This is a genomic window from Mesorhizobium waitakense (genome assembly GCF_056431085.1).
Genome location: NZ_JBWKME010000094.1, coordinates 39,938 through 62,746, shown reverse-complemented (window position 1 = coordinate 62,746; position 22,809 = coordinate 39,938). Strand labels below are relative to the sequence as shown.

The following is a 22,809-nucleotide window of genomic DNA, read 5'->3' as shown; positions in this document are numbered from 1 at the left end:
AAAGGCAGGTGCCGACAAAGAATGTCATTTAAGTGACACATGACAATGGTGGTGTGCACGAAGCGGGCGACTCGGCGCTCTGTCGAACTATTGAAAACGGCCATCACGCGGGCCGTCTTTTCTGGAGTGGCCAGGTCTCGATGGAACTCACCCTCATAGCCGCCTCGCTTTCGATCGCTCTCATCCTTTCAAACCTCGCCAGCATCCTGCTCGCCGCTTCGCGTCTGAAGCGGCACCGCACCATCGCGCCGCCGGCCGGCAAGCCACTGCCGGTGTCGATTATCGTGCCATCTCGTGGTGTCGGGCCGTTCACGCAGGAGACGCTGGAGCGCGCCCTCTCGCTCGACTGGCCGCGCTACGAACTGGTCTTCTGCGTCGCCCATGCCGACGATCCGGTGGTCAGGCTGATCCGTGCCGCCATCGCCCGTTCTCCCAAGGTGCCGGCGCGGCTGCTGATCGGCGACGACCGCATCAGCGCCAACCCGAAACTCAACAATTGCGTCAAGGGTTGGGAGGCGGCGCGCCACGATTGGGTTGTCCTGGCCGATTCCAACGTGTTGATGCCGAGAGACTACGTCCAGCACCTGATGGCTGCATGGCGGCCGGACACCGGCCTTGTCTGCTCGACGCCGATCGGCTCGCGGCCCGCTGGCTTCTGGGCCGAGGTCGAGTGCGCTTTCCTCAACACGCTGCAGGCGCGCTGGCAATATGCCGGCGAGGCGCTTGGCCTCGGCTTTGCCCAGGGCAAGAGCATGCTCTGGAACAAGCCGATGCTCGACGCCAGTGGCGGCATCCGTGCGCTCGCCGCCGAGATCGCCGAGGACGCTGCCGCGACCAAGCTGGTCAATGGCCTTGGCCTGCGCGTCAATCTCGTCGCCGCGCCCTTCGAGCAACCGCTCGGCCGGCGCACCTTTGACGAGATCTGGTCGCGTCAGGCCCGTTGGGCGCGCCTGCGCCGCGTCACCTTCCCATGGTTTTTCGCACCCGAAATCCTGACCGGGGCAGTGGTGCCGCTGGCACTCGCGCTGTTGGCGGCGGCAAGCGCCGGCCTCAGCCTCTCGGCAACCGCCATTGCCGTGCTGGCGGCCTTCTACCTTCCGGAGTGCGCCCTGGCCTGGTCCAAGGGCTGGTACCTGTCGCCGCGCATGGTCGCGGCGATCATGATGCGCGACCTGATCCTGCCGGCGATGTGGGCGCGCGGCTGGCTGGGTGGCGCCGTCGACTGGCGCGGCAACGCGATGACCATCGGCACCAAGGCAGCCGAGCTGGAAGAGACGCCGTCCGGCGCCTGATAGCCAAAGGCTTCTTACTTTGCCGACTTCAGCGCCTGTTCGATGTCTTCCAGAAGATCGTCGGTATCCTCCAGGCCGACCGACAGCCTGAGCGTGCCCGGCCCGATGCCGAGTTCGGCACGCGCCTCGTCGCTCAGATTCTTGTGCGTAGTCGTCGCCGGATGGGTGATCAGGCTCTTGGCATCGCCAAGATTGTTGGAGATCAGCACGATGTCGAGCGCGTTCTGCAAGGCGAAGGCCGCCTGCTTGCCTCCCTTGACGTCCAGGCAGATCAGCGTCGAGCCGCCCGACATCTGCTTCTTGACGATGGCCGCCTGTGGGTGGTCAGCACGGCCGGGATAGATGACGCGGGCGATTTCGGGCCGCTCGGCCAGGAAATCCGCGATCCTGCCGGCGCTTTCCGTTTGCTGGCGCACGCGCAGCGGCAGCGTCTCCAGCCCCTTCAGCAGCGTCCAGGCATTGAACGGCGACAGGCTGGGGCCGGTGTGGCGGAAATAGTCGTGCAGGTTCTCGTCGATCCACTTCTTGTCCGACAGGATGACGCCGCCGAGACAGCGGCCCTGGCCGTCAATATGCTTGGTCGCCGAGTAGACGACGATGTGCGCACCGAGCTGCAGCGGCTTCTGCTGCAGGGGCGTGGCAAAGACATTGTCGACGATCAGCCGCGCACCGATCGAATTGGCAAGCGCGGCAACCGCGGCGATGTCGACCACTTCCAGCGTTGGGTTGGTCGGGCTTTCCAGGAAGAACAGCTTGGTGTTCGGCTTGACCGCTTTTTCCCAGTTGGCGATGTCGGTGCCGTCGACCAGCGTCGCCTCGATGCCATATTTCGGCGCCAGCGTCTCGACCACCCAGCGGCAGGAGCCGAACAGCGCGCGTGCTGCCACGATATGATCGCCGGCCTTGGCGCTGCACAACAGCGAGGCCGTCACCGCGGCCATGCCGGATGCGGTGGCGCGCGCGTCCTCGGCGCCTTCGAGCGCGCACATGCGCTTTTCGAACATGTCGACGGTCGGGTTGGCGTAGCGCGAGTAGATGAATCCCGGCTCCTCCCCCTTGAAGCGGGCTTCGGCGGCCTGCGCCGTTTCGTAGACATAGCCCTGGGTCAGGTACATCGCCTCGGAGGTTTCGCCGAAACCGGAACGCAGGGTTCCGCTATGCACGAGTGTCGTTTGAGGCTTCCAGTTACGCTTCTTGGTGCTCATCGCTTTTGTTCCAGACACAAAAAAACCGGCCGCGAAAGTCGCAACCGGTCCATACGGCCTTGCGGCCCGACGGTCCTTTAGCGACTTGTTTAACGTGGCTGCAAGCCGACCGGCCAAATCACCACGGGATAACGACCCTTTAGACCCGCGCCACGCTTGCGTCAATTGCCGGCTTGATTAAGAGGTTTGTACCAAGCAGGTTCCGCAGCAGTGTTCCACGGTTTTGCGGCAAGAACCTGCGAACAGAAAATCGCCTGGCCTAGGAGTGGAGCCTTGCGGCAGACAGGCATTCTTCCCGATCAGGACATTTCGGCGCTGTTCCGGTCCGGCGCGCTGAAGTCGGCGCGCGCGTTCGATGCCGATCAGATCCAGCCGGCGAGCCTGGATCTACGGCTCGGCGACAAGGCCTGGCGGGTGCGGGCCTCGTTCCTGCCGGGTCCCAACCACAAGGTTTCGGAAAAGCTCGACCGGTTGCAGCTGCACGAGATCAATCTCGCAGAGGGGGCGGTGCTGGAGACCGGCTGCGTCTATATCGTGCCCTTGCTTGAAAGCCTGGCATTGCCGGCGGACATTTCGGCCTCGGCCAATCCGAAGAGTTCGACCGGGCGGCTCGACATCTTCACCCGCGTCATGACCGATCGCGGCCACGAGTTCGACAAGATCGCCGCCGGCTATCACGGCCCACTCTATCTCGAGGTCAGCCCGCGCACCTTTCCGATCGTCGTGCGTACCGGTTCGCGTCTGTCCCAGATCCGTTTCCGCACCGGCAATGCACTGCTCTCGGAAGCCGAGCTGCATGACCTGCATCGCGCCGAGATGCTGGTCGCAACCGAGCCGCCGAACATTTCCGGCGGCGGCATCGCACTGTCGATCGATCTCAACGGCGATCAGAACGGCCTGGTCGGCTATCGCGGCAAGCATCACACCGGTCTCGTCGATGTCGACAAGCGCGCGGCACAAGAGGTCGTCGACTTCTGGGAGCCGATCCACAAGAGCGGCGCCGGCGAACTGGTGCTCGATCCCGATGAATTCTACATCCTCGTCAGCCAGGAAGCGGTGCATGTGCCGCCGCTCTACGCCGCCGAGATGACACCGTTCGATCCGCTGGTCGGCGAGTTCCGCGTCCACTATGCCGGCTTCTTCGATCCGGGTTTCGGCCATTTGGCGTCCGGCGGCACCGGCAGTCGCGCAGTGCTCGAAGTGCGCAGCCACGAAGTGCCGTTCATCCTCGACCATGGCCAGATCGTCGGCCGGCTGGTCTACGAGCATATGCTGAAGCGGCCGCAGGCGCTCTACGGCACCGATCTCGGCTCCAACTACCAGGCGCAAGGCCTGAAGCTGTCCAAGCATTTCCGCCCAGCGCGCTGAACCCAATTCCCGTCGGGCAATACACTTGCCTGCGCTGGCTCGTCATGCTTGGCTGGCTTTCTGGTCGCCAAGCTGGCGGCGTTCAAGGGGAACCAAGAAAATGCGGATTTCAAAATGGATCATATCGGCAGCAGGTGCTGCCGTGTTGCTGATGGCGGCCGGCTCTCTGTCGGCGCAGGCTGCTGAGAAACTGAAGATCGGTACCGAGGGTGCCTATCCGCCGTTCAACACCATCACCCCGGACGGCAATGTTGTTGGCTTCGATATCGACATCGCCAATGCGCTGTGCGCGCAGATGAAGGTCGAGTGCGAGATCGTCACCCAGGACTGGGACGGCATCATCCCCGCCCTGCAGGCCAAGAAATTCGATGCCATCATCGCCTCGATGAGCATCACCGAGGAGCGCAAGAAGCAGGTCTCCTTCACCAACAAATACTATACGACTCCGCTCGCGCTGGTGGCGCCGAAGGATACCGAACTCACCTCGACCGAACCGGCAGCGCTTGCCGGCAAAACGGTCGGCGCTCAGGCTTCGACCACGCAGGCCGACTATGCCCAGAATGTCTACGGCAAGGCTGGCGCGGAGGCGAAACTCTACCCGACCCAGGAAGAGGCGATCACCGATCTGACGAACGGCCGTCTCGATGCCGTCATCTCTGACAAGTTCGTGCTGGTGGACTGGTTGAAGAAGGCAAGTGAAGGCTGTTGCAAGCTGGTCGGCGACGTCAAGGGTACGGAGACCCAGGCCGGCATTGCCGTTCGCCTGGAAGACACCGCGCTACGCGACAAGCTCAATGCGGCAATAGACGCCATCGTTGCCGACGGTACCTACAAGAAGATCCAGGCCAAGTACTTCGACTTCGATATTTATTGAGATTCGAACGGCCGACCTCCCCCACTCGTGGGGGAGGTCGTGCTGTCAAAGCGCCTTCACCGCCACCTTGACCGGCTGCTCGATCTCGAGTGGGTTGCGCAGCGGCAGGCCAAAATCCTTGGCCTCGATTTCGAACACATCGCCGGCCTCGGTCTTGATTCCGTCGGCAAAGGACAGCGTCGCCGTTCCGAACATGTGCACATGCACGTCGCCTGGCTGGCGGAAAGCCGCATATTTGAAGTGGTGGTGTTCGAGATTGGCTATGGTGTGCGACATGTTCGCTTCGCCTGACAGGAACGGCTTTTCCCACAGCACCTCGTTGTCGCGATAGATGCGCGAGCTGCCGCGGATGTCGGAGGGCAAGTCGCCGATCAATATTTCCGGCCCGAATGAGGCGTTGCGCAGCTTGGAGTGGGCCAGGAACAGATAGTTCACGCGCTCGGTGACGTGGTCGGAAAACTCGTTCGACAGCGTGAAGCCGACACGGAACGGCGCGCCGTCGTCGCCGATGACGTAAATGCCGGCCACTTCCGGCTCTTCGCCGGCGTCCTTAGCGAAAGCCGGCGACAGCAGTGCGGCGCCTGGCGCCACCGCCATCGTGCCGTTGCCCTTGTAGAACCATTCCGGCTGCACGCCGATCTGGCCTTTCGCCGGCTTGCCGCCCTCCAGCCCCATGCGGAACATCTTCATGGAATCGGTCAGCTGTTCCTCGCCGTCGGCGCCGAGCTTCTTGTGCATGGAATCGCGTGTCGCGGCCGAGCCGAGATGCGTCAGTCCGGTGCCGGTCAGATGCAGGTGCGCCGGATCGGGGTGGTTGATCGGCGACAGCAGCCGCCCCTTCTTGTAGGCGGCATCGAGATCGATTGTCTCGCCAAGCCCCTTGCGTTCGATCAGCGCGACGAGCCCGACGCCGGTGCGGGCGGCCTCCATCGCCAGCGAATAAACGCTGCGCGCGCCATTGATGATCCGGGTCTTGCCGCCGTTGCGGGCAACGACGCGGATGGTCTCGGCGTCATCGAGAATCTGGGAGATCAGCATGATGAATCCTCTCTCATTTGCCTTGGCAGGGGCTGCCGGGACGGCAAACCTTGCCCAGCGCGGCCAGGACCTCGTCCATGCCACGGGTGAAATTCTCCATTCGGATTGCGCTCGCGAGCCTGGTCCCTCAGGGACTTCTTTTCGTGCCGCCGGGCAGCGCCGCGATGTGACCCGTATGCCTTCCTGGTTCCCTCAGCCCTTGTTCTTGTTGTAGACGTCGAACACCACCGCGCCGAGCAGCACCAGGCCTTTCACCACCTGCTGCCAGTCGACGTTGACGCCCATGATCGACATGCCGTTGTTCATCACGCCCATGATGAAGCCGCCGACCACCGCGCCGATGACCTGGCCGACACCACCCATCGCCGAGGCGCCGCCAATGAACACTGCGGCGATGACGTCAAGCTCGCTGCCAAGGCCTGCCGCCGGCACCGCCTGCCCAAGGCGCGCCGCGATGATCAGGCCGCCAAGCGCCGACAGCACGCCCATATTGACGAACACCATCAGGGTCAGTCGCTCGGTCTTGATGCCCGATAGCTGTGCCGCCTTGGCATTGCCGCCCATTGCGTAGATGCGCCGGCCGATCGTCATGCGTTTGGTGACGAACACGAACAGTGCGATCAGCACGCCCATCACCATGAGAACGATCGGCAGGCCCCTGTAGCTGGCGAACTGGTAGACCAGGAACAGCGCCAGCGCGCTGGTCACCAGGGTCTTGATGACAAACAGCGTGAAAGGTTCGGCTTCGTAGCCGTGCTGCTCGCGCGTGCGCCGTGCCTTGAGCCCGAAATACGCATAGGCGAGCACGGCGACGACGCCGATCAGGATCGTCGTCATGTGCAGCGTCAGGCCGCTGCCGATGATGGTCTTGCCGGCGGCGTTCACCGTCGGCGGGATCAGCGTCAAGGGGCCGATCACGTCCGGAATGAAGCCGGAACTGAGCGCCTTGAAGCCATCTGGAAGCGGCCCAACGGAAGACCCGCCACCCAGCAGCGCCTGGCAGATGCCGCGGAAGATCAGCATCCCGGCCAGCGTCACGATGAAGCTCGGTATTCGGTGATAGGCAATCCAGTAGCCTTGGGCCGCGCCGATGCCGCCGCCGATGATGAGGCAGATGATCGACACAACCAGCGGATTGCTGAGGGGGCCAAGCGGCCAGATGACCATCATCATTGCCGCCAGCGCGCCGATGAAACCGGCGACGGAGCCGACGCTGAGGTCGATATGGCCCGAAACGATCACCAGAAGCATACCCAGCGCCATCACGATGATGAAGCTGTTCTGCTGCACCAAATTGCTCAGGTTCACCGGCTTGAAGAGCGTGCCGGACGTGGTGAACTGGAAGAACACCATGATCGCGATCAGCGCCAGGATCAGGCCGTATTCGCGCAGATTCGTGATCAGCGCCGAGACGGCCACACGCGGCCCCTGCTGCACATCTTCGGCGACGCCGCTTTTCGGCGCGGGAGCGCTTTCGGTGGTCATGATGCTTTTCCTTCTCCCCGAACGATGGCGCGCATGATCTTTTCCTGGCTGGCGTCGCTCGCCGTCATTTCGCCGACGATGCGGCCTTCGTTCATGACGTAGATGCGGTCGGTGATGCCGAGCAGTTCTGGCATCTCCGACGAGATGACGATGATCGCCTTACCCTCGGAGGCGAGGCGGGCGATGATAGTGTAGATTTCATATTTGGCGCCGACGTCGATGCCGCGCGTCGGCTCGTCGAGAATCAGCACTTCCGGATTGGCGAACAGCCATTTCGACAGCACCACCTTCTGTTGATTGCCGCCCGACAGATTGCCGGTCATCTGATAGACGCTGGACGAGCGGATGTTGGTCTTGGCCTTGTAGTCATTGGCGACGGCAAGTTCGCGCAGGTCGTCGATCACGGCGTGGCGCGACACGCCGGGCAGGTTGGCCAGCGTGATGTTGTGCTTGATGTGATCGATGAGATTGAGACCGTAGGTCTTGCGGTCCTCGGTGACGTAGGCAATGCCGTGTTCCACCGCCTTGCTCACCGACGAGACATCGATCGGCTTGCCCTTGAGCAGCACCTCGCCAGTGATGCGGCGGCCATAGGAGCGGCCGAACAGGCTCATCGCGAATTCGGTGCGTCCGGCGCCCATCAGCCCGGCGATGCCGACCACCTCACCCTTGCGGACATCGATATCGATGCCCTTGATCACTTGCCGCTCGGCATGGATCGGGTGATAGACCGACCAATTCTTCACTTGCAGCACCACCTCGCCGATCTTGGGCTCGCGCGGCGGATAGCGGTCGTCGAGCGAACGACCGACCATCGAGGTGATGATGCGGTCCTCCGAGATGTCTTTCTTGGCAAGTGTTTCGATGGTCCGTCCGTCGCGGATGATGGTGACCTTGTCGGCGACCCGGTTCACCTCGTTGAGCTTGTGCGAGATCAGGATCGAGGTGATGCCTTGCCGCTTGAATTCGAGCAGCAGGTCGAGCAGCGCCTGGCTGTCTTTTTCGGACAGGCTCGCGGTCGGCTCGTCGAGGATCAGCAGTTGCACTTCCTTGCTGAGCGCCTTGGCGATCTCGACCAGTTGCTGCTTGCCGACGCCGATATTGGTGATCAGCGTCTTGGGGTCCTCCTTGAGGCCCACCTTCTTCAGCAAGGCGCTGGTACGTGTCTCGTTGGCATTCCAGTCGATGATGCCAAATCTGGCGTGTTCGTTGCCAAGGAAAATGTTTTCGGCGATCGACAGCATCGGCACCAGCGCAAGCTCCTGGTGGATGATGACGATGCCCTTGTGTTCGCTGTCGTGAATGCCCTTGAAATGGCATTCCTCGCCACGGTAGACGATCGCGCCATCATAGGTGCCGGACGCATACACGCCTGACAGCACCTTCATCAGCGTCGACTTGCCGGCGCCGTTCTCGCCGACCACGGCATGGATCTCGCCTTCCTCGACGCTGAGGTTGACGTTCGACAGCGCCTTCACGCCGGGGAACGTCTTGGTGATGTCGCGCATCTCCAAAATCGTCGAGGCCATTGGGACTACCGCTCCCTGAGAGGTCGGCAAACACTGCCGGCGAGGTCGGTAACAATACCGGGCCTGCTGGTGAACGAAAAGGGGCCCTGCGTTGCGCAGGACCCCTGGATTTGAAACCGAATTACTTCAGCTCGTCGGCCTTGATGTAGCCGGAGTCGACGACCAGCGCCTGGTAGTTCGACTTGTCGACTTCATGCGGCGTCAAGAGGATCGAGGGAACGACCTTGACGTCGTTGTTGTAGGTCTTGGTGTCGAGGGCATCCGGCTTGCCACCCGACAGCACCTTGTCGACGAGCTCAACGGTCGACTTGGCCAGTTCGCGGGTGTCCTTGAACACGGTCGAGTACTGCTCGCCCGAGATGATCAGCTTCACCGAGGCGGTCTCGGCGTCCTGACCGGTCACGATCGGCCAGGGCTGAGCGTCCGTGCCGTAGCCGACAGCGCGCAGCGATGCGGTGATACCACGCGACAGGCCGTCATAGGGCGACAGAACGCCATCGACGCGGCTGCCGTCCGAGTAGTTGGCCGAGAGCAGATTGTCCATGCGGGCCTGAGCGGTTGCCGCCAGCCAGCGCAGCGTGCCGACCTTGTCCATGCCGGTCTGGCCGGACTTGATCTTGATCGAGCCGTCGTCGATCAGTGGCTGCAGGACGGAAATCGCGCCATTGTAGAAGAAAAAGGCGTTGTTGTCGTCGGGCGAGCCGCCGAACAGTTCGACGTTCCACGGCTTGGTGTTCGGGAAACGCTCCTTGAGGCCCTTGACCAGCGAATTCGCCTGGATGACGCCGACGCCGAAATTGTCGAAGGTCGTGTAGTAGTCGACATTGGCGGTCTTTTTGATCAGGCGGTCATAGGCGACGACGACGACGCCGGCGTCAGCGGCCTTCTGCAGCGCGTCCGACAGGGTGGTGCCGTCGATCGAGGCGATGATCAGCGCCTTCGGGCCCTTGGTGATTTCATTTTCCAGCTGGCTGAGCTGGTTTGGAATGTCGTCCTGCGCATATTGCAGGTCGACGGTGTAGCCCAGAGCCTCGAGCTGGGACTTGACGGCGTCGCCGTCATTGATCCAGCGCTGCGAGGTCTTGGTGGGCATCAGCACGCCGACGAGGCCTTTGTCGGCTGCGTAGGCGGTGGCCGACATGGCCGCGATGCTGACCGCCAAGGCGGCGACTAACGTCTTGATGATTTTCACTTAACTCTCCCTGGTTGATGGACGCGGCACCCCGGGGGTCGCGGGCCGCGCAATCGTGCAGAAGCGCCAAGGCACTGCTGCCGTCATATCGATCTCCGGTATCCTCCCATGGCCCCGAGGCGCTGATTTCAATCGATACGATTTTTCTCGTCTGCGACCGTCGCGTCTCGGAACGCGCGAAGGTTGTGATCCTTTGCCATAACTGTCAAATGCGATCTTTGATGATTGCTATATCAATATTGGTATATGCTATCGAGGCGAGACGGCTGGCGCGACCGCTGGCCGCCTGCGAACAGAAGCAAGGAGAGGCTATGGCGGCGCTAAGGAATCCGACTGCGATTTCAAATGGTTACAGAGAGATGCCGGGCGACGGCGAAACCTTGCTGCGCAGTGGCCTCAGCTTACGCCATATGCGCATGATCGTCGCGCTCGACGACCATGGCCGGGTGAGCGCGGCAGCCCAAGTTATGAACATTTCTCAGCCGGCGGCTTCGCGCATGATCAGCGAAATGGAGGCCGTGCTGGAGGTCAAGCTGTGCGAAAGGCTGCCGCGCGGCATCACCTTGACGCCTTTCGGCAAGGCATTATCCAGGCGCGCGCGCTCGATCCTCCTAGAAATGCGCGAGGTCGACCGCGAAATTTCCGAACTCAAGGCGGGCAAAGGCGGCTCGGTGTTCCTCGGCGCAGTGACGGCACCGGCAATCGAGCTGGCGGTGCCGGCGATTCGCGAAATCCGCCGCATCTATCCGCGCATAGAGATCACCATGCAGGTCGAGACCTCCAACGTGCTGGCACGCGAATTGATCGCCACACGCCATGATTTCATCATCGCGCGCATCCCTGACGATCTCAATCCGCGGCTCTTCGAGTCGCGCGTGATCGGCGTCGAGAAGGCCTGCCTGATCGTGCGCAGGGGCCATCCGCTCACCAAGGGCGAGGCGGTGCGGCTGGAGGACACCGCCGCCTACGATTGGGTTTTCCAGTCGGGCGGGTCGCCTTTGCGCCAGGCGATGGAGAGCAATTTCCTCAACCGCAACATCGCTTTGCCGGACCGTATCCTCAACACCAGCTCGCTGCTCTTGACCCTGGTCATGGTCGCGCATTCCGATGCGATTGCGCCAGTATCGGTCCAGGTGGCGAAATTCATCCAGAATCCCGATGGGCTGGCCGGCGCCATCGACGTCGTGCAGACCGAATTCGACATCGAGGTCAGGCCCTACAGCCTGATCACGGTGAAGAACCGTGTGCTGTCGCCGGCCGCCAAGATGCTGCACGACTTCATCCTGCGAGAGGTGGGATGACGGCTCGGCCAGGCGTCGAGTTCGGGGCTGGCGAACAGCAAGGCGGGAACATTATTTCCTGCCGATGCGTTCATATCCCTGCAACGGACGATTTCTTCAGGAGACCGAACATGCGCAGCTTCGAAATGATCGACCTGCTTTGCGTGGTCGAGGCCTGCAAGCACGAACGATCTGTCGGGAATTTCGTATCGATGGCTGAAGGCGTGGAAGAATTGCGGGTACTGACCGGCGATTTCGTCTCATCGGATGACGTAGTGGCAAACGCGCTTGCAACGGTCGCGCTTGCACGGGGCTGCTCGGTTGTGTTCGACGAACAGGCAGGCGCTGAAATTGTTTCTGGCGCCATTGGTGGCTGGAGCGGGTAGAGGGAATCGAACCCTCGCGTTCAGCTTGGGAAGCTGACAAGCTACCATTACATCATACCCGCGCGATCCCTCGTTACCATGTGGGTTGGCCTTCGGGCAATCGCAAAGCGGCTTTTACACCGCAGGCTGCGGCGATGCGTATCGACCTGCGATTGCTATCTTGCCCTGGCGAGCTTGTTGCCGGCGGCAAAGCTTGGCCAGTACTTCGAGATGGCTAATGTCGCGCCGGCGGAAGAGAAGTGACCATAATCGAAATAGAGAAATTGCTTGCTGTCGGCATCGGCGTACGAACAGCCGGCCGCATCGCACAGATATACCAGCGGATCTATGAATGTCGCCCCTTTGGCGAACGGCAGCACCCGCTTGTTGATGCCCGAATCCATGGCCGTCGGCCAGGACGTATTCCCGGCATGCTCCCGTCTTGCGAAGAAAGCGATTTTCTGGACGTCGGCGATGAATTCCGGCGATTGGCCGATGACATAGACCTTGACGCCCATGTCGCGAAGACGATCGATCGTTTTTTGCAGGCCATCGAAGCCTCTGACCTGGTAGTCGGTCCATCGGCCGCTCAGTATCACCGCCCGGATGTTGGCGTCGCGGATAATCGACAGAGCCCGTTCGTTGAAAAGCGTACAGCTTGGCCGGGCATAGGAAAAATAGGTCAGGTCGGGCGGGCAGCCGGCATAGGTGTACTGGATGACATTGGCCTGGATTTTCTGGGCGTTGGCGTCTAGTCCCGAAACATAGTGGGCGGCGAAGGAATCTCCCCACAAAAGCACGTTGGTGGCAAAGCCCTGCGTGCGGGTGCAGTCGGCGAGGTTCCAGGTGTCGATGCCGGCCCCTTCGTTGAAACAGACGCCGTTGCGCCAGTCGCCGACCCGGATCGGCTCCGTCGAGAAGTCCGGGAACCGTTGCGGAAAACCACCGCCGAGCGCACCGGCCAAGCCGCCGACACAGAGCAGGGCGATCGCAGTCGCCGAAAAGGCGAAGATCGGCAGTGGGGCGGTGAACGCCCGTTTCCGGCGAAAAGGCTGCTCGACATACTTCCAGGAAAATGTCGCCAGGGCGAAACTGGCCACCATCATCGCGATGACCGTCGGCACGCCGATGGCCTTCAGCGAGAGATAGTGGACGAACGAATTGATCGGCCAGTGAACGAGGTAGAGCGAATAGGAAATGAGGCCAACCCAGACCAGCGGCGCGAACCGAAGGACGCGGGTCGCAAGAGGTGCCGGCCTGTCGGCGCCGGGGTGATCGTGGCCCGCATAGATGAGCAGGGCGGTTCCGATGCAGGGGAACAAGGCATTGTAACCCGGAAACGGGTCGCTCTCCGAAATCGTTAGGAAGCCGAAGGCGATCAGGGCAAAGCCCGCGAGGCCGATGAGTTCCATCGCCGGCCGGCTGGCAAGCGCCGGTGGCTTCTTCAGCATCAGCATGGCGCCAAGCGCCAGTTCCCAGAGGCGCGTCGGCAACAGATAGAAGCCGGCGGTCGGCGCAAGCGAGGTTGCCATGACCGCCACGGCAAAGCTGCCGATGGCGATCGGCAGCAGTACCGTCAGCCAGCGCCTCGAGAGATATCGGTAGATCAAATAGAGCAGGATCGGCGCGAAGATATAATACTGCTCTTCGACCGAAAGCGACCATGTGTGCAGCAGTGGCCGCAGTTCGGCGTCGATGGAGAAATAGTTCGTCGTCTTCCAGAAATACATGTTCGACCAGAAGGTCGAGGCGGCGATCACGCTCAAGCTGAATTCGTGCAGGTCCGACGGTAGCAGGATGAACCAGGCGGCAATGCTCGCGAGCAGGATGACGAAGGTCAGCGCCGGCAGGATGCGCCGTGCGCGGCGCCAATAGAAGCGACCGATCGAGAACTGGCCGCGCTCGAGATCGTCGAGCAGGCTGCCGCTGATCAGATAGCCCGATATGACGAAGAAGATATCGACGCCGGTGAAGCCGCCGGGAATGGCGGAGACGCCGAAGTGGAAGAGCAGGACGGGCAGCACCGCCACGGCCCGCAGGCCATCGATGTCGCGCCTGTAGTTCATCCGGGCCGGCTCGCGCGCGCCGCAGCCGGAGGCATTGGTGATGCGGAGTTCGAGACGCCGCTCATACGGCAATGTCCCGCTCGCGTAAAAAATCCCGGCTCGTCGGTCTCACAGGCCTGTCCTCTGCGGCGCAACTTTGCTGCACCGCAATATGAGTGTCAAGGCATATGCCAGTTCGAATGCTGACGAAGCCGGTTCGCGCCGGCGCGGCAGGATCAGGCGCCGGGCAGGTAGATCACCGCGTAAGCGTCCGAATAGGCCCGCTTCCAGCCCAGTTGGTCGAGAAAGGGAATGCGATTGTCGTTGGCTGCCAGCAGCGCCCAGCCTATTGCGTATTTCTTCAGCTGGGCTTCGAGGAGCGGCTTGCCGTTGCTGTGCCCCGTCTCGTCATCGGCTTTTGTGAAACCGCCCAGGAAGAGCTGGTCCGTCCGGCCGTCGATATAGGTCTTGATCCCGTGGAAAATCAGGGTGCCGCCGAAATTGTAGGAATTCAGCACGTTGCCGGACAGATGATGGCTTTCGGCGAATGCCAGCGCCCCGCTGGCCGAATGGTTCGGGCTCGGCACGAGTTGGTAGGCGCTGCCGAGCACGGCGACCGCGCCGATCAGCAAAACAGCTGCCGCGCCGCAAATCGCGTAGAACCGCCTGGCGAAGAATTGTTCCAGCCCGTCGCGCTTCTCAGCCAGCCATGCGGTGGCCGAAAGCGAGGGATATTGCTGTGCAACCTCCATCGCGATCACCACCGGAACCAGGAGGAAGAACAGATACATGAATCGCAAGTGGGCGAGAAAGGCATGCAAGGTGAAGACGATGAACAACGCCTTGGCCCAGCCAATTCGCAACCGTGACACCAGCAGCCCGAACAGTGCCACCAGCATCACAACTTCCTGGAGAGGGTAATCCTGCACATTGAACGGTCGCCATTCCACGATCAGCGACACTGCCTCATTGCCATAGGCCACCGCGAAGGTCGCCAGGATGGCCTGGACGCCATAGGGGTGGATCAGGCTGACCAGCGGGCAAAGCAGACCGAATGCGATCCATTTCGCCAAGAGGGCCGGTTTCGAGAGACCTGTGCGCGTCAGCAGATCGAGACCGGCGAAAGCTGCGATGACGAAGCTCACGGTGAAGGTGGCGTGCAGGTTCGCCCACAACACAACCAGCAAAAGCAGCCACCAGGGCGGCGCCCTTTCTTCCCTTGCCGCACGAAAGAGCACCGCCGTCCAGACGATGATGATCGGGAAGGTGAAGATATGTGGGCGCCCAGTATAGATCGGGCCGATCGCGACCGCCGCGACAAAGGCCAACGCAATCGACAGGATCGGCTTCAGCCATGTGCTGAGAAACCACCCCATCAGGAAAACCGTCAGGGAAATCATGGCGATGATCAGGGCGACCACGCCGTTCCAGCCTGCTGACCGGTAGGCAAGAGCCAGCAGGACCTGGCCCAGCCACTCCTTGGCAATCCATGGCTGGCCGGCAAAAGTGTAGGAGTAAGGGTCGACCGTCGGAAATGTCCGGTTTGCCAGGAGATCCAGTCCGACCTTCACTTGCCACCAACTGTCGGGATCCTGCAGGATGGAAGGGGCAAAGGCGGCCAGCACCACCGCCGCGACACAGGCCGTGAACAGGCAGAATATCAGGCGGATCCGCTCGTCGTACGTTGCGGCCTCCACACTGGCTTGGGCGTTGTCCATGGTGCGCCGCCTCTAATCGTTTCCGATGACAGTTTGGTTCAAGGAGTTCGACTGGTCGGCGCCCGCCGGGGCCTATCGGTCAAGTGAATGTTCCGGTCGACCCTATCGTCTGCGCGACCTTCGCGTCCGACAAACACGAAGTGAGCCGAACCGAGGTAGAAGACAACCGAATAGACGCAGATTCCCGCCAGATGAACCAGGGGGCTTTCGGTGAAGCCTGCTGAGCGGGCGGCGATCACGACTGCCAGATTGATGCTGTAGGCGACCAGGAAGACGCCCCCATATCGCAACAGGGTTCCGGCGCGGAAACCATCGGCTCGTGTGAACGTCCATTGGCGGTTGAGGAAGAAGCCGAGGACAAGACCGGCGGCATAGCCCGTGGCGTTGGAGACGATGTCGCCAAAACCCAGCGCAAGCCCGGCAAGAATGACCGCGTATCCCAGCGCCGTGTTCAACAGACCGACGGCGCCAAATCGCAGCATCCTCGGATAGTCAAATGGCAGGTTTGACCGCATGCGCAAAATATTGGGCTCCGACAGGTATCTTAGTGAGGAAGCGCTCGAATGGCCTCAGCCTCGCAAGCAGCCGGGGAAAGAAAATCCTGTAGACGATCCGGGTGTTGGAAAGTCCGGCCGCGGCCATGCGCCTGCGCATCTCGCGCGCATTTATCAAAACCGCATTCTCGTCGAAGGCGCAATTTCTCACCGCGTGCGTGGTTAGCGGGTTCCACGGATTATGCTCAAAAACAAAGAAGCTGCCGCCATCGGCCAGCACCCTGCCGATCTCCGCGAGCAGTCCGACCTGGAGGTCCTCGGGAATGTGGTGGAAGACGCAAGCCGCGAAGGCCAGGTCGAAGCTGCCGTCGGCAAAGGGAATTGTCTTGCCATCGAAATGCGTGAAGGCGGCCTGGCCGGGAAAGCGCTTGCTGGCGATGTCGAGCGATTCGCGCGAAGGATCGAGCAAGGTGATCTCGCTGTCGGGAAAGGCATCGCGCAAGTGGCCGAGCGAATTGCCGACACCGGCGCCGAAATCGAGTATCCGTCGCGGTTTCACGCCGGCCCGCCGCAGCGTCGCGGCGATGTCGTCGATCTTGTATTTGGCGAAGAAGTCTGGGGTTTCGCCGCTCAGCTTTATGCTGGCGGCATGCTGCTCCTGGTATTCTCGTGCAAACTGGTCGAACTCCGCCTCAAGCACGAGCGGCCCTCTTCGCCATTTTCTGCAGGCGATGGACCGGCAGATCCTTGTCACTGGCTGCCCGGTTGCGCGAAACGATCTCGTTGACGAAGTAAAGCGGCCGCCGCTTTGTCTCCATGTACATGCGCCCGAGATACTCGCCGAAGATACCAAGCACCATAAGCTGGACGCTGCCCAGGATAAGCACGATCGCGGCAAGGCTGGTCCAGCCGGGCAAAACGTTTCCGACCGACCATTCGATGAGGGTGTAGCAGAGCACAACCAGCCCCAGAAGCCCGAACAGCATTCCGAGCAGCGAGGCGAACCGCAGCGGCGCGATGGAAAAGCTGGTCATCGCGTCGACCGCCAGAAGAACCATCTTCTTCAGGGGATAGTGGGTGGTGCCAGCAAAGCGCCGGTGTCTTTCATAGGGGAAGGCCACCTGTTTCAGCCCGATCCAGCTCACCATGCCGCGAATGAACCTGTAGCGCTCGGGCATCGCGTTCAGATGGTCGAGCGCGCGGCGGCTCATCAACCGGAAATCCCCCGAATTCGCCGCGATCTCGACGTCGACTATGCGGCGCAGCAAGCGATAGAACATCGAGGCGGAGGCGAGCTTGAACCAGCTTTCGCCGTCGCGGCTCTGCCGCTGGCCGTAAACGACATCGAAGCCTTCATTCATCTTCGCCATCATCGCGTCGAGCAGCTCAGGCGGATCCTGCAGGTCGGCATCGAGAATGAGAATGCGCTGGCCGCGGCAGAATTCGAGCCCCGCGCTCAACGCGATTTGGTGGCCGTAGTTGCGGGCAAGGTCGATGGCGACGACATGGTCGTCCGTTTCGGCCAACTGGAAAATGGCCTCGCGCGTGCCGTCGGTCGCGCCGTCGATGACAAGCACGATCTCATAGGACGAGCCCTGTTCCAGGCATGCGTCCGTCACCCGTCGATGAAGTTCGGCCACCCCATCCAGCTCGTTGTAGCATGGGACGACCACCGACAACATGACGGCGCTTCGCGCGGTGTTTTTCTCCATCTCCACCAAAAGCCCTTGCTCCCGCTATTGGAATGGCAATAGCGGGAATTGGTTAGAAAACAGATAAGCCAGCGGCAACGTTTAGTCGGCTTGCCCTTCTGCCGTCAGTGGCCAAAATCATGAACGAACCTGCAGTTCCATGCGGATGCGGGCACCCCGCCAGGGCCCGGTCAATATCCGAATGGTACCATTGTGCAGCAACGCGATCTGTCGGGCAAGGTTCAAACCCAGACCTGCCCCACGTGACTGCGGCTGCAAGCGGTAGAAGGGTTCGAAGACATTCTCGTGCTCTTCCGCCGGAATGCCCGGGCCTTCATCTCGCACTTCGACGCCGCCGGTCTCGTCGATGGCTATGGTGATCGTGCCGTTGCCGCCGCCATGGTCGATGGCATTGCGCACAAGATTGGCGAGCGCGCGTTCGATCTGCAGGACGTTGACCTCGACATGGGCCTTGTCGGGCGAGGGCTCGAAGGCAAGGTCATAGCCGGCCTCGATGGCAAGCGGGGCGAAGTCGGCGGCGACCCGGCTGACAAGGTCGCGGAGATCGATGATCTGGCGCTGGTCCGTCGGGCGGTCGAGCAATTGGTGGTCGAATTGGTGGTCGAGCAGCTGTTGCGCGAGATGCGACAGCCGCTCGATGTCATGAAGCAGGCGCGCGCTTTGCGGTTCCTGCTTCAGCAATTCGGCGCGTGTACGCAAGATGGCGATCGGCGTGCGCAGTTCATGGGCCGCATCGATGAGGAAGCGATTGTGCCGGTCATAACCTTGGGCGAGACGCGCCAGCGTCTGGTTGAACGCATGCACCAATGGCGCGATTTCCTGCGGCACATTCTTGACCGGCAGCTGCATCGCGCGCGTACTGATATCGATGCGCGCGGCCTGCTGGACGGTTTCGACAAGGCCGGCAAGGACCGGCGCACCACCGCGGGCGTGGTCACCAGGGTCGTGGTTCCCATCACGAGGACGATCGGCAACAGGAGGATGATGATGATGACCGCGAGGGCCGGAAGCGCTTTCTCCCAGTTCCTGCTGCCGTCGGGATTCCTGGCGACGTCGATAGTCGCCGAAATGTTGACTTCGAGCCCTTCGGTTTCGTCGCGCGACGACCGTGTCGCGGCGATGATCTGCACCGTGCCCGCCTTGGTCGAAACCCTTTCGAGATAGGCCTCCGGCCTCAAGTCATCTTCGGAAAATCCGATGGTGGCATGATCAGCCTCGCCAAGCAGATCGCCAAAATTCCTGGCGTAGACATCAGGCACGTTGCCGAAACGGACACTTTGGCCGCTGCCGTCGCGAACGATGTACCAGACATTGGGGAAGCCCTCGCGAAAGGTGGCGAGCTCGTCGGTCTGATGGACGATCAGCTTGCCGTTCCCGTCTCGGTCGACGGCCTCCTTGATGGCGGCGACGGCAGCCTCGTTGTCGACCAGCAGCCGCGGATTGGCGATCCACAGCGCGGCTGCGCACAGCACGATGAAGATGAGAAGCGTCGCCGCCTGCAGCAGGATCAGCCGCCGCACCAGCACCCATTGCAGAGAGCGTGTGCGCGGCTTCTTCACGAGGCCGCCCGCAAGAGATAACCGAGGTTGCGGATGGCCCTGATCTCGATGCCGGCAGCGACATCGTCTAGCTTGCGGCGCAGCCGCGAAATGTGCGCATCCAGTGCATTGGAGCCGATCTCGTCGTCGAGGGCATAGACGGCTTCTTCCAGGGTGCCGCGCATGATGGTCCGGCCCGGCCTGCGGATGAGCGTTTCGAGCACCAGCCGTTCGCACCGCGGCAGCTCCAGCGCCTGATCCTCGACAAGCGCCTCGCGATGGCGGAAATCATAGGTGAGGCGGCCGACCACCGTCTGGTTGGCGCGCGTGGTGAACGAACGCCTGTGCAAGGCATTGAGCCTGGCAACCAGTTCCACCGTGGCGAACGGCTTGACCATGTAGTCGTCGGCACCGGCGTCGAGCCCGGCCACCCGGTCGTCGAGCCCGCTGAGCGCCGTCAGCGCGATCACCGGCACATCCAGATGCAAGGCCCGCAGGCGCGGTATCAGGCTGGGGCCGTCGCCATCCGGCAGGCGGCGGTCCAGCACCACGGCGTCGTGATATCCGAGCCGGGCCATGGCCTCGGCATCGGCCAGTGTCGCGGCATGATCGACGATGATGTCCTGGCGCTCGAGCGCCGTCTTCAGCACCGAGGCCATTTCCAGTTCGTCCTCGATCAGCAGGATGCGCATGCGCATCCCCCGTCACGGGCAACCAGCGGGCTGAGGCAATTCATTCGCATTCCAGCTTCGGTTGGCGAAAATTGGTGATGAACCATCGGCCGCCCGAAGAGCGGGCGTAGAACGTATAGAAGCATTCCTGACGTTCGATATAGCCCGGCGTTTCGGTCTCTTCGTAGACTGTTCCGTGTTTTGTGTGGCGATCCTCGCCGCTGGAGGTCCCGGAAACCGCATTGGTGGATATTTTGCGCCATTGATAGGCCCGCTCGCCCTGGCCGAGGTCAACGACGGCGGTTGGCGGACCGTAGTCCAGAACGACCGATTCGACCGGTTGCCCGATGTAGTTCTTCATGATGTCGGAGGCGCATCCCGTCAGCGCCAGCACGATTGCGACGAAGAACGCCTTTGATATCCACATAAGTTGATTTGCGCTGCGTTTGGGCATTATCTGATTCCCATCATCAAAGTCATCCGCGGCACCTAGGGTGTGAAGATTGCATCGACATTACGGACGAGTTGGCTGGGGCGCAGTCTGCTGATGCGCGCCGATGCCGGCGCAGATGGAGGCACGCAATTGCGCGGCACCCATTGCCTCCGGGCACCGCGCAAGCTCTGTTCGAACGGACTACAAGACGGCTGAGTTCAACCGAACCGGGGCCTTCTCTAGAACCGATAGTTGATGCCGGCCTTCAGTTCATGGCTGCCGATCGTCGCCTTGGATTTGCCAAAGGCCGACGTCGTTTCGACGCCGGGGGTGCGGACATAGTCATATTCGACCTTGGCCGAGAGGCCGCCGGCGAAACCCTGCTCGATACCGGCGCCGACAAGATAGCCGAGTTTCCATCCGTCGGTGCTGCTCACCTTGTCGCCCTTGTCGAATTTGGTCATCGCAACGCCCCCGGTTCCGAAGAGCAGCGTCTGGTCGAAGCTCAAGCCGGCCCTGGCCTTGGCGGCACCGCGCCACTTTTCCTTGATCTTGCCGCCCTCGATGTCGTGCTCGGCGCTGCCCAGATAGGAGCCTTCGATCTCGGCCCCCAGGATTCCCGGGCCTACTTGCTGATTATAGCCGGCCTGGATGCCGCCGCTGAGACCATTCCTGCCCGCAAACGGGTTTGGCATCCCTGTGAACGCCGTGCCGCCATGCACGCCGACATAAGCGCCGCTCCACTCGAAGGCGGGGGGATCGTTGTAGGCAGGCGAAAGATCGGCGGCCATTGCCGAACCGTTCAGGCATATGCCAAGCGCGCTTGCCGTCAGCAGCATCATTGCTTGGGGACATTGCATTACTCCACACGCACGCGCATCCGATGACACGCAGGTTGATCTCTTGGGAGCCTGACCGTTGGGCTGTCATTGCTCCGGCTCACTTGTCTCGTCGGGAACGGTCGCGCGGGTCACGGGGAACTGACGCAAGGCAGTCGTGGTGGGTGACCGGATCTTTCGCGCAACCTCTGCCTGAAAGACGTGGATTATCTCGCAGGCGAAAATTGCACGCACATTGCGGGAAATCGAAAAATGAAGATTTTTCGCTTTATTTTCAACAAATTAGATAGGTGCTATTTACCGATTCTTAGCAAATCGGCATGGGCTCGATCAGTATCATTCGCACGACAGTGCCGCGCTCGGTCTCGTCCAAGGCCTCGGCTATCCAAGCAAACCTGTCAGCTTGAAGCCGGGAAGCCAAGTGCGTATGTCTGGGCCGACGCCCTCGAGTCTGGGCACCTCAATCGGGAGACGGGCCTTGTCCGCATTGACGCGCTTTCTCGGCGACTCGCCGCTCAGGGTGATCCTGAAGCTGCTGGTGGTGTCGTTCCTCGTCGGCCTGGTCATGAATGCCTTCGGCTGGTCGCCGATGGACGTGTTCTATGGCATCCGGAAGTTCTTCACCGATCTCTGGGATCTCGGCTTCCACGCCATCGATCGCTTTCTCGGCTACATCCTGCTGGGTGCGGCGATCGTCGTCCCGGCCTTCATCCTCGTCAGGATCGCCAGCTATCGGAAGTAGAACATGATCCCGAAAAGTGGGAACCGGTTTTCGGACAAGATCATGCGTAAAAGGATTATCTGATATGGCTTGACGCCACCTCGAACAGGATGGCGTGGCGAGCGGCGAGCGTTGCCACATCGGTTGAATAACCACCACCGATGACGCCGCAGACGGGAATGCCCAGCGTGCGAAAGTGGCTGATCACCATGTCGTCGCGGGCGCGCAGGCCGTCATCCGATAGCGACAGCCGTCCAAGCCGGTCCTCGGCATGGACGTCGACGCCGGCATTGTAGAAGACGATGTCCCAATGCGCTTGCGCCGACAATTCCGGCAGGATGGCGGCGAGCCTTTCGATATAGGCAGCGTCACCTGTGCCGTCGGGCAGCGCGACATCGAGGTCGGAGGCGATCTTGCGCGCAGGGTAGTTGCGGTCGCCATGCATGGAAAAGCTGAACACACGTGGATCGTCCGCGAGAATGTCGGCCGTGCCGTCGCCCTGATGCACGTCGAGATCGACGACCAGAATGTTTCGCGCGGCGCCCTCGGCAAGCAGCACCAGCGCGGCGACAGCGACATCGTTGAAGGTGCAGAAGCCGGCGCCTTGCGAACGCCGCGCGTGATGGCTGCCGCCGGCAGTGTTGCAGGCGATGCCGTGGCGCAAGGCGAGCCGCGCCGCCAGTACCGTGCCGCCAGTGGCAAGCTGGGCGCGCAAGGAGACACGTGGGCCAACCGGAAAGCCGATCTCTCGCTCGATTTTTTCAGGCACCGAGCAGTTGATGACCTGGTCGACATACTCCGCCGCATGGGCAAGCTTCAGCCATGATGCCCGCGCCGGTTCGGTGGTGTTGAGCGCGCCGGGCCCGGCCAGACCGCGTGCGCGCAAGGCGTCCATCAGCAGCGGATATTTGCTCATCGGAAAGCGATGGTTGACGGCGAAGCCGGCGTCGTAGTCGGGATGGTGGACGATCTGCAGGGGCATGAACTCGGTCCGGCGGGCTCGCGCCAGA

General features: G+C 61.7%; 22 protein-coding genes, 1 tRNA gene and 1 riboswitch. Of the genes, 6 read left to right on the top strand and 17 right to left on the bottom strand.

Annotated features, from left to right (window positions below; genetic code table 11):
* Nucleotides 1-140: 140 nt before the first annotated feature.
* Nucleotides 141-1,292: a ceramide glucosyltransferase gene (locus AC07FD_RS20335; protein ID WP_478351300.1), complete on the top strand. Its 1,152-nt coding sequence runs from the start codon at nt 141-143 to the stop codon at nt 1,290-1,292.
* 14 nt (nt 1,293-1,306) lie between these two features.
* On the opposite strand, the gene AC07FD_RS20330 is transcribed toward AC07FD_RS20335, so the two are convergent.
* A complete protein-coding gene (locus AC07FD_RS20330) occupies nt 1,307-2,497 on the bottom strand; it encodes an O-succinylhomoserine sulfhydrylase (protein ID WP_477289842.1) in 1,191 nt (396 codons plus the stop codon).
* A 57-nt stretch (nt 2,498-2,554) separates the two neighbouring features.
* Nucleotides 2,555-2,632: riboswitch (SAM riboswitch) on the bottom strand.
* A gap of 138 nt (nt 2,633-2,770) precedes the next feature.
* Between AC07FD_RS20330 and AC07FD_RS20325 the strand changes: the two genes are divergently transcribed.
* Nucleotides 2,771-3,865, top strand: a complete 1,095-nt coding sequence (locus AC07FD_RS20325) for a 2'-deoxycytidine 5'-triphosphate deaminase (protein WP_478351299.1) — start codon at nt 2,771-2,773, stop codon at nt 3,863-3,865.
* A 100-nt stretch (nt 3,866-3,965) separates the two neighbouring features.
* Nucleotides 3,966-4,739: an ABC transporter substrate-binding protein gene (locus tag AC07FD_RS20320; protein WP_478351298.1), complete on the top strand. Its 774-nt coding sequence runs from the start codon at nt 3,966-3,968 to the stop codon at nt 4,737-4,739.
* Nucleotides 4,740-4,784: 45 nt separating this feature from the next.
* Here AC07FD_RS20320 and araD1 read toward each other — a convergent pair whose 3' ends face one another.
* The 4 genes from araD1 to chvE form a co-directional block, all read right to left on the bottom strand.
* Nucleotides 4,785-5,777 (bottom strand): AraD1 family protein, encoded by a 993-nt coding sequence (araD1, locus tag AC07FD_RS20315; RefSeq protein ID WP_478351297.1) that lies wholly within the window; start codon nt 5,775-5,777, stop codon nt 4,785-4,787.
* Nucleotides 5,778-5,969: 192 nt separating this feature from the next.
* On the bottom strand, nt 5,970-7,262 hold the full coding sequence (gene mmsB, locus AC07FD_RS20310) for a multiple monosaccharide ABC transporter permease (protein WP_095082262.1): 1,293 nt from the start codon (nt 7,260-7,262) through the stop codon (nt 5,970-5,972).
* On the bottom strand, nt 7,259-8,791 hold the full coding sequence (mmsA, locus tag AC07FD_RS20305; RefSeq protein WP_478351296.1) for a multiple monosaccharide ABC transporter ATP-binding protein: 1,533 nt from the start codon (nt 8,789-8,791) through the stop codon (nt 7,259-7,261). Before mmsA ends, mmsB begins: the two co-directional genes overlap by 4 nt.
* Nucleotides 8,792-8,912: 121 nt before the next feature.
* Complete coding sequence (chvE, locus tag AC07FD_RS20300; protein ID WP_184877702.1) at nt 8,913-9,983, bottom strand: multiple monosaccharide ABC transporter substrate-binding protein; 1,071 nt, start codon at nt 9,981-9,983, stop codon at nt 8,913-8,915.
* 311 nt (nt 9,984-10,294) lie between these two features.
* Here chvE and AC07FD_RS20295 point away from each other — a divergent pair, with 311 nt between their 5' ends.
* Nucleotides 10,295-11,284 carry a LysR family transcriptional regulator gene (locus AC07FD_RS20295; protein ID WP_477225371.1) on the top strand — a complete coding sequence of 330 codons (990 nt, stop codon included), beginning with the start codon at nt 10,295-10,297 and terminating at the stop codon, nt 11,282-11,284.
* A gap of 110 nt (nt 11,285-11,394) precedes the next feature.
* Nucleotides 11,395-11,649: a hypothetical protein gene (locus tag AC07FD_RS20290; RefSeq protein WP_478351295.1), complete on the top strand. Its 255-nt coding sequence runs from the start codon at nt 11,395-11,397 to the stop codon at nt 11,647-11,649.
* Here the strand turns inward: AC07FD_RS20290 and AC07FD_RS20285 are convergent.
* From AC07FD_RS20285 to AC07FD_RS20235, 11 genes are all read right to left on the bottom strand, one after another.
* Nucleotides 11,638-11,711: transfer RNA gene (locus AC07FD_RS20285), tRNA-Gly, on the bottom strand. The genes AC07FD_RS20290 and AC07FD_RS20285 overlap by 12 nt on opposite strands.
* A gap of 93 nt (nt 11,712-11,804) precedes the next feature.
* A complete protein-coding gene (locus AC07FD_RS20280; RefSeq protein WP_478351334.1) occupies nt 11,805-13,694 on the bottom strand; it encodes an acyltransferase family protein in 1,890 nt (629 codons plus the stop codon).
* A 215-nt stretch (nt 13,695-13,909) separates the two neighbouring features.
* On the bottom strand, nt 13,910-15,391 hold the full coding sequence (locus tag AC07FD_RS20275) for a hypothetical protein (protein ID WP_478351294.1): 1,482 nt from the start codon (nt 15,389-15,391) through the stop codon (nt 13,910-13,912).
* A gap of 38 nt (nt 15,392-15,429) precedes the next feature.
* Complete coding sequence (locus AC07FD_RS20270) at nt 15,430-15,873, bottom strand: GtrA family protein (RefSeq protein WP_478351293.1); 444 nt, start codon at nt 15,871-15,873, stop codon at nt 15,430-15,432.
* 10 nt (nt 15,874-15,883) lie between these two features.
* On the bottom strand, nt 15,884-16,585 hold the full coding sequence (locus AC07FD_RS20265; RefSeq protein ID WP_478351292.1) for a class I SAM-dependent methyltransferase: 702 nt from the start codon (nt 16,583-16,585) through the stop codon (nt 15,884-15,886).
* Nucleotides 16,578-17,597, bottom strand: coding sequence for a glycosyltransferase family 2 protein (locus AC07FD_RS20260; protein WP_478351333.1), 1,020 nt, complete (start codon nt 17,595-17,597; stop codon nt 16,578-16,580). Before AC07FD_RS20260 ends, AC07FD_RS20265 begins: the two co-directional genes overlap by 8 nt.
* A 117-nt stretch (nt 17,598-17,714) precedes the next feature.
* Nucleotides 17,715-18,296 carry a sensor histidine kinase gene (locus AC07FD_RS20255; RefSeq protein ID WP_478351291.1) on the bottom strand — a complete coding sequence of 194 codons (582 nt, stop codon included), beginning with the start codon at nt 18,294-18,296 and terminating at the stop codon, nt 17,715-17,717.
* Nucleotides 18,272-19,156 (bottom strand): hypothetical protein, encoded by an 885-nt coding sequence (locus AC07FD_RS20250; RefSeq protein WP_478351290.1) that lies wholly within the window; start codon nt 19,154-19,156, stop codon nt 18,272-18,274. The genes AC07FD_RS20255 and AC07FD_RS20250 overlap by 25 nt, the downstream gene beginning before the upstream one ends.
* A complete protein-coding gene (locus AC07FD_RS20245; RefSeq protein WP_478351289.1) occupies nt 19,153-19,827 on the bottom strand; it encodes a response regulator in 675 nt (224 codons plus the stop codon). Before AC07FD_RS20245 ends, AC07FD_RS20250 begins: the two co-directional genes overlap by 4 nt.
* A gap of 40 nt (nt 19,828-19,867) precedes the next feature.
* Nucleotides 19,868-20,260 (bottom strand): hypothetical protein, encoded by a 393-nt coding sequence (locus tag AC07FD_RS20240; RefSeq protein WP_478351288.1) that lies wholly within the window; start codon nt 20,258-20,260, stop codon nt 19,868-19,870.
* A 218-nt stretch (nt 20,261-20,478) separates the two neighbouring features.
* The gene (locus tag AC07FD_RS20235) at nt 20,479-21,081 is read right to left on the bottom strand and encodes an outer membrane protein (RefSeq protein WP_478351287.1); all 603 of its coding nucleotides are present in this window, start codon (nt 21,079-21,081) and stop codon (nt 20,479-20,481) included.
* A gap of 475 nt (nt 21,082-21,556) precedes the next feature.
* Between AC07FD_RS20235 and AC07FD_RS20230 the strand changes: the two genes are divergently transcribed.
* Nucleotides 21,557-21,820 (top strand): DUF6460 domain-containing protein, encoded by a 264-nt coding sequence (locus AC07FD_RS20230; RefSeq protein WP_478351286.1) that lies wholly within the window; start codon nt 21,557-21,559, stop codon nt 21,818-21,820.
* A 55-nt stretch (nt 21,821-21,875) separates the two neighbouring features.
* On the opposite strand, the gene AC07FD_RS20225 is transcribed toward AC07FD_RS20230, so the two are convergent.
* Nucleotides 21,876-22,781 (bottom strand): histone deacetylase family protein, encoded by a 906-nt coding sequence (locus AC07FD_RS20225; RefSeq protein WP_478351285.1) that lies wholly within the window; start codon nt 22,779-22,781, stop codon nt 21,876-21,878.
* Nucleotides 22,782-22,809 lie beyond the last annotated feature (28 nt).

Bases quoted from the DNA above. Each gene is read 5' to 3' on its own strand.
- AC07FD_RS20335 (WP_478351300.1), top strand. From the start codon at position 141: ATGGAACTCACCCTCATAGCCGCCTCGCTTTCGATCGCTCTCATCCTT.
- AC07FD_RS20330 (WP_477289842.1), bottom strand. From the start codon at position 2,497: ATGAGCACCAAGAAGCGTAACTGGAAGCCTCAAACGACACTCGTGCAT.
- AC07FD_RS20320 (WP_478351298.1), top strand. From the start codon at position 3,966: ATGCGGATTTCAAAATGGATCATATCGGCAGCAGGTGCTGCCGTGTTG.
- araD1 (WP_478351297.1), bottom strand. From the start codon at position 5,777: ATGCTGATCTCCCAGATTCTCGATGACGCCGAGACCATCCGCGTCGTT.
- mmsB (WP_095082262.1), bottom strand. From the start codon at position 7,262: ATGACCACCGAAAGCGCTCCCGCGCCGAAAAGCGGCGTCGCCGAAGAT.
- mmsA (WP_478351296.1), bottom strand. From the start codon at position 8,791: ATGGCCTCGACGATTTTGGAGATGCGCGACATCACCAAGACGTTCCCC.
- AC07FD_RS20295 (WP_477225371.1), top strand. From the start codon at position 10,295: ATGGCGGCGCTAAGGAATCCGACTGCGATTTCAAATGGTTACAGAGAG.
- AC07FD_RS20290 (WP_478351295.1), top strand. From the start codon at position 11,395: ATGCGCAGCTTCGAAATGATCGACCTGCTTTGCGTGGTCGAGGCCTGC.
- AC07FD_RS20280 (WP_478351334.1), bottom strand. From the start codon at position 13,694: ATGAACTACAGGCGCGACATCGATGGCCTGCGGGCCGTGGCGGTGCTG.
- AC07FD_RS20275 (WP_478351294.1), bottom strand. From the start codon at position 15,391: ATGGACAACGCCCAAGCCAGTGTGGAGGCCGCAACGTACGACGAGCGG.
- AC07FD_RS20270 (WP_478351293.1), bottom strand. From the start codon at position 15,873: ATGCTGCGATTTGGCGCCGTCGGTCTGTTGAACACGGCGCTGGGATAC.
- AC07FD_RS20260 (WP_478351333.1), bottom strand. From the start codon at position 17,597: ATGGAGAAAAACACCGCGCGAAGCGCCGTCATGTTGTCGGTGGTCGTC.
- AC07FD_RS20245 (WP_478351289.1), bottom strand. From the start codon at position 19,827: ATGCGCATCCTGCTGATCGAGGACGAACTGGAAATGGCCTCGGTGCTG.
- AC07FD_RS20240 (WP_478351288.1), bottom strand. From the start codon at position 20,260: ATGCCCAAACGCAGCGCAAATCAACTTATGTGGATATCAAAGGCGTTC.
- AC07FD_RS20235 (WP_478351287.1), bottom strand. From the start codon at position 21,081: ATGATGCTGCTGACGGCAAGCGCGCTTGGCATATGCCTGAACGGTTCG.
- AC07FD_RS20225 (WP_478351285.1), bottom strand. From the start codon at position 22,781: ATGCCCCTGCAGATCGTCCACCATCCCGACTACGACGCCGGCTTCGCC.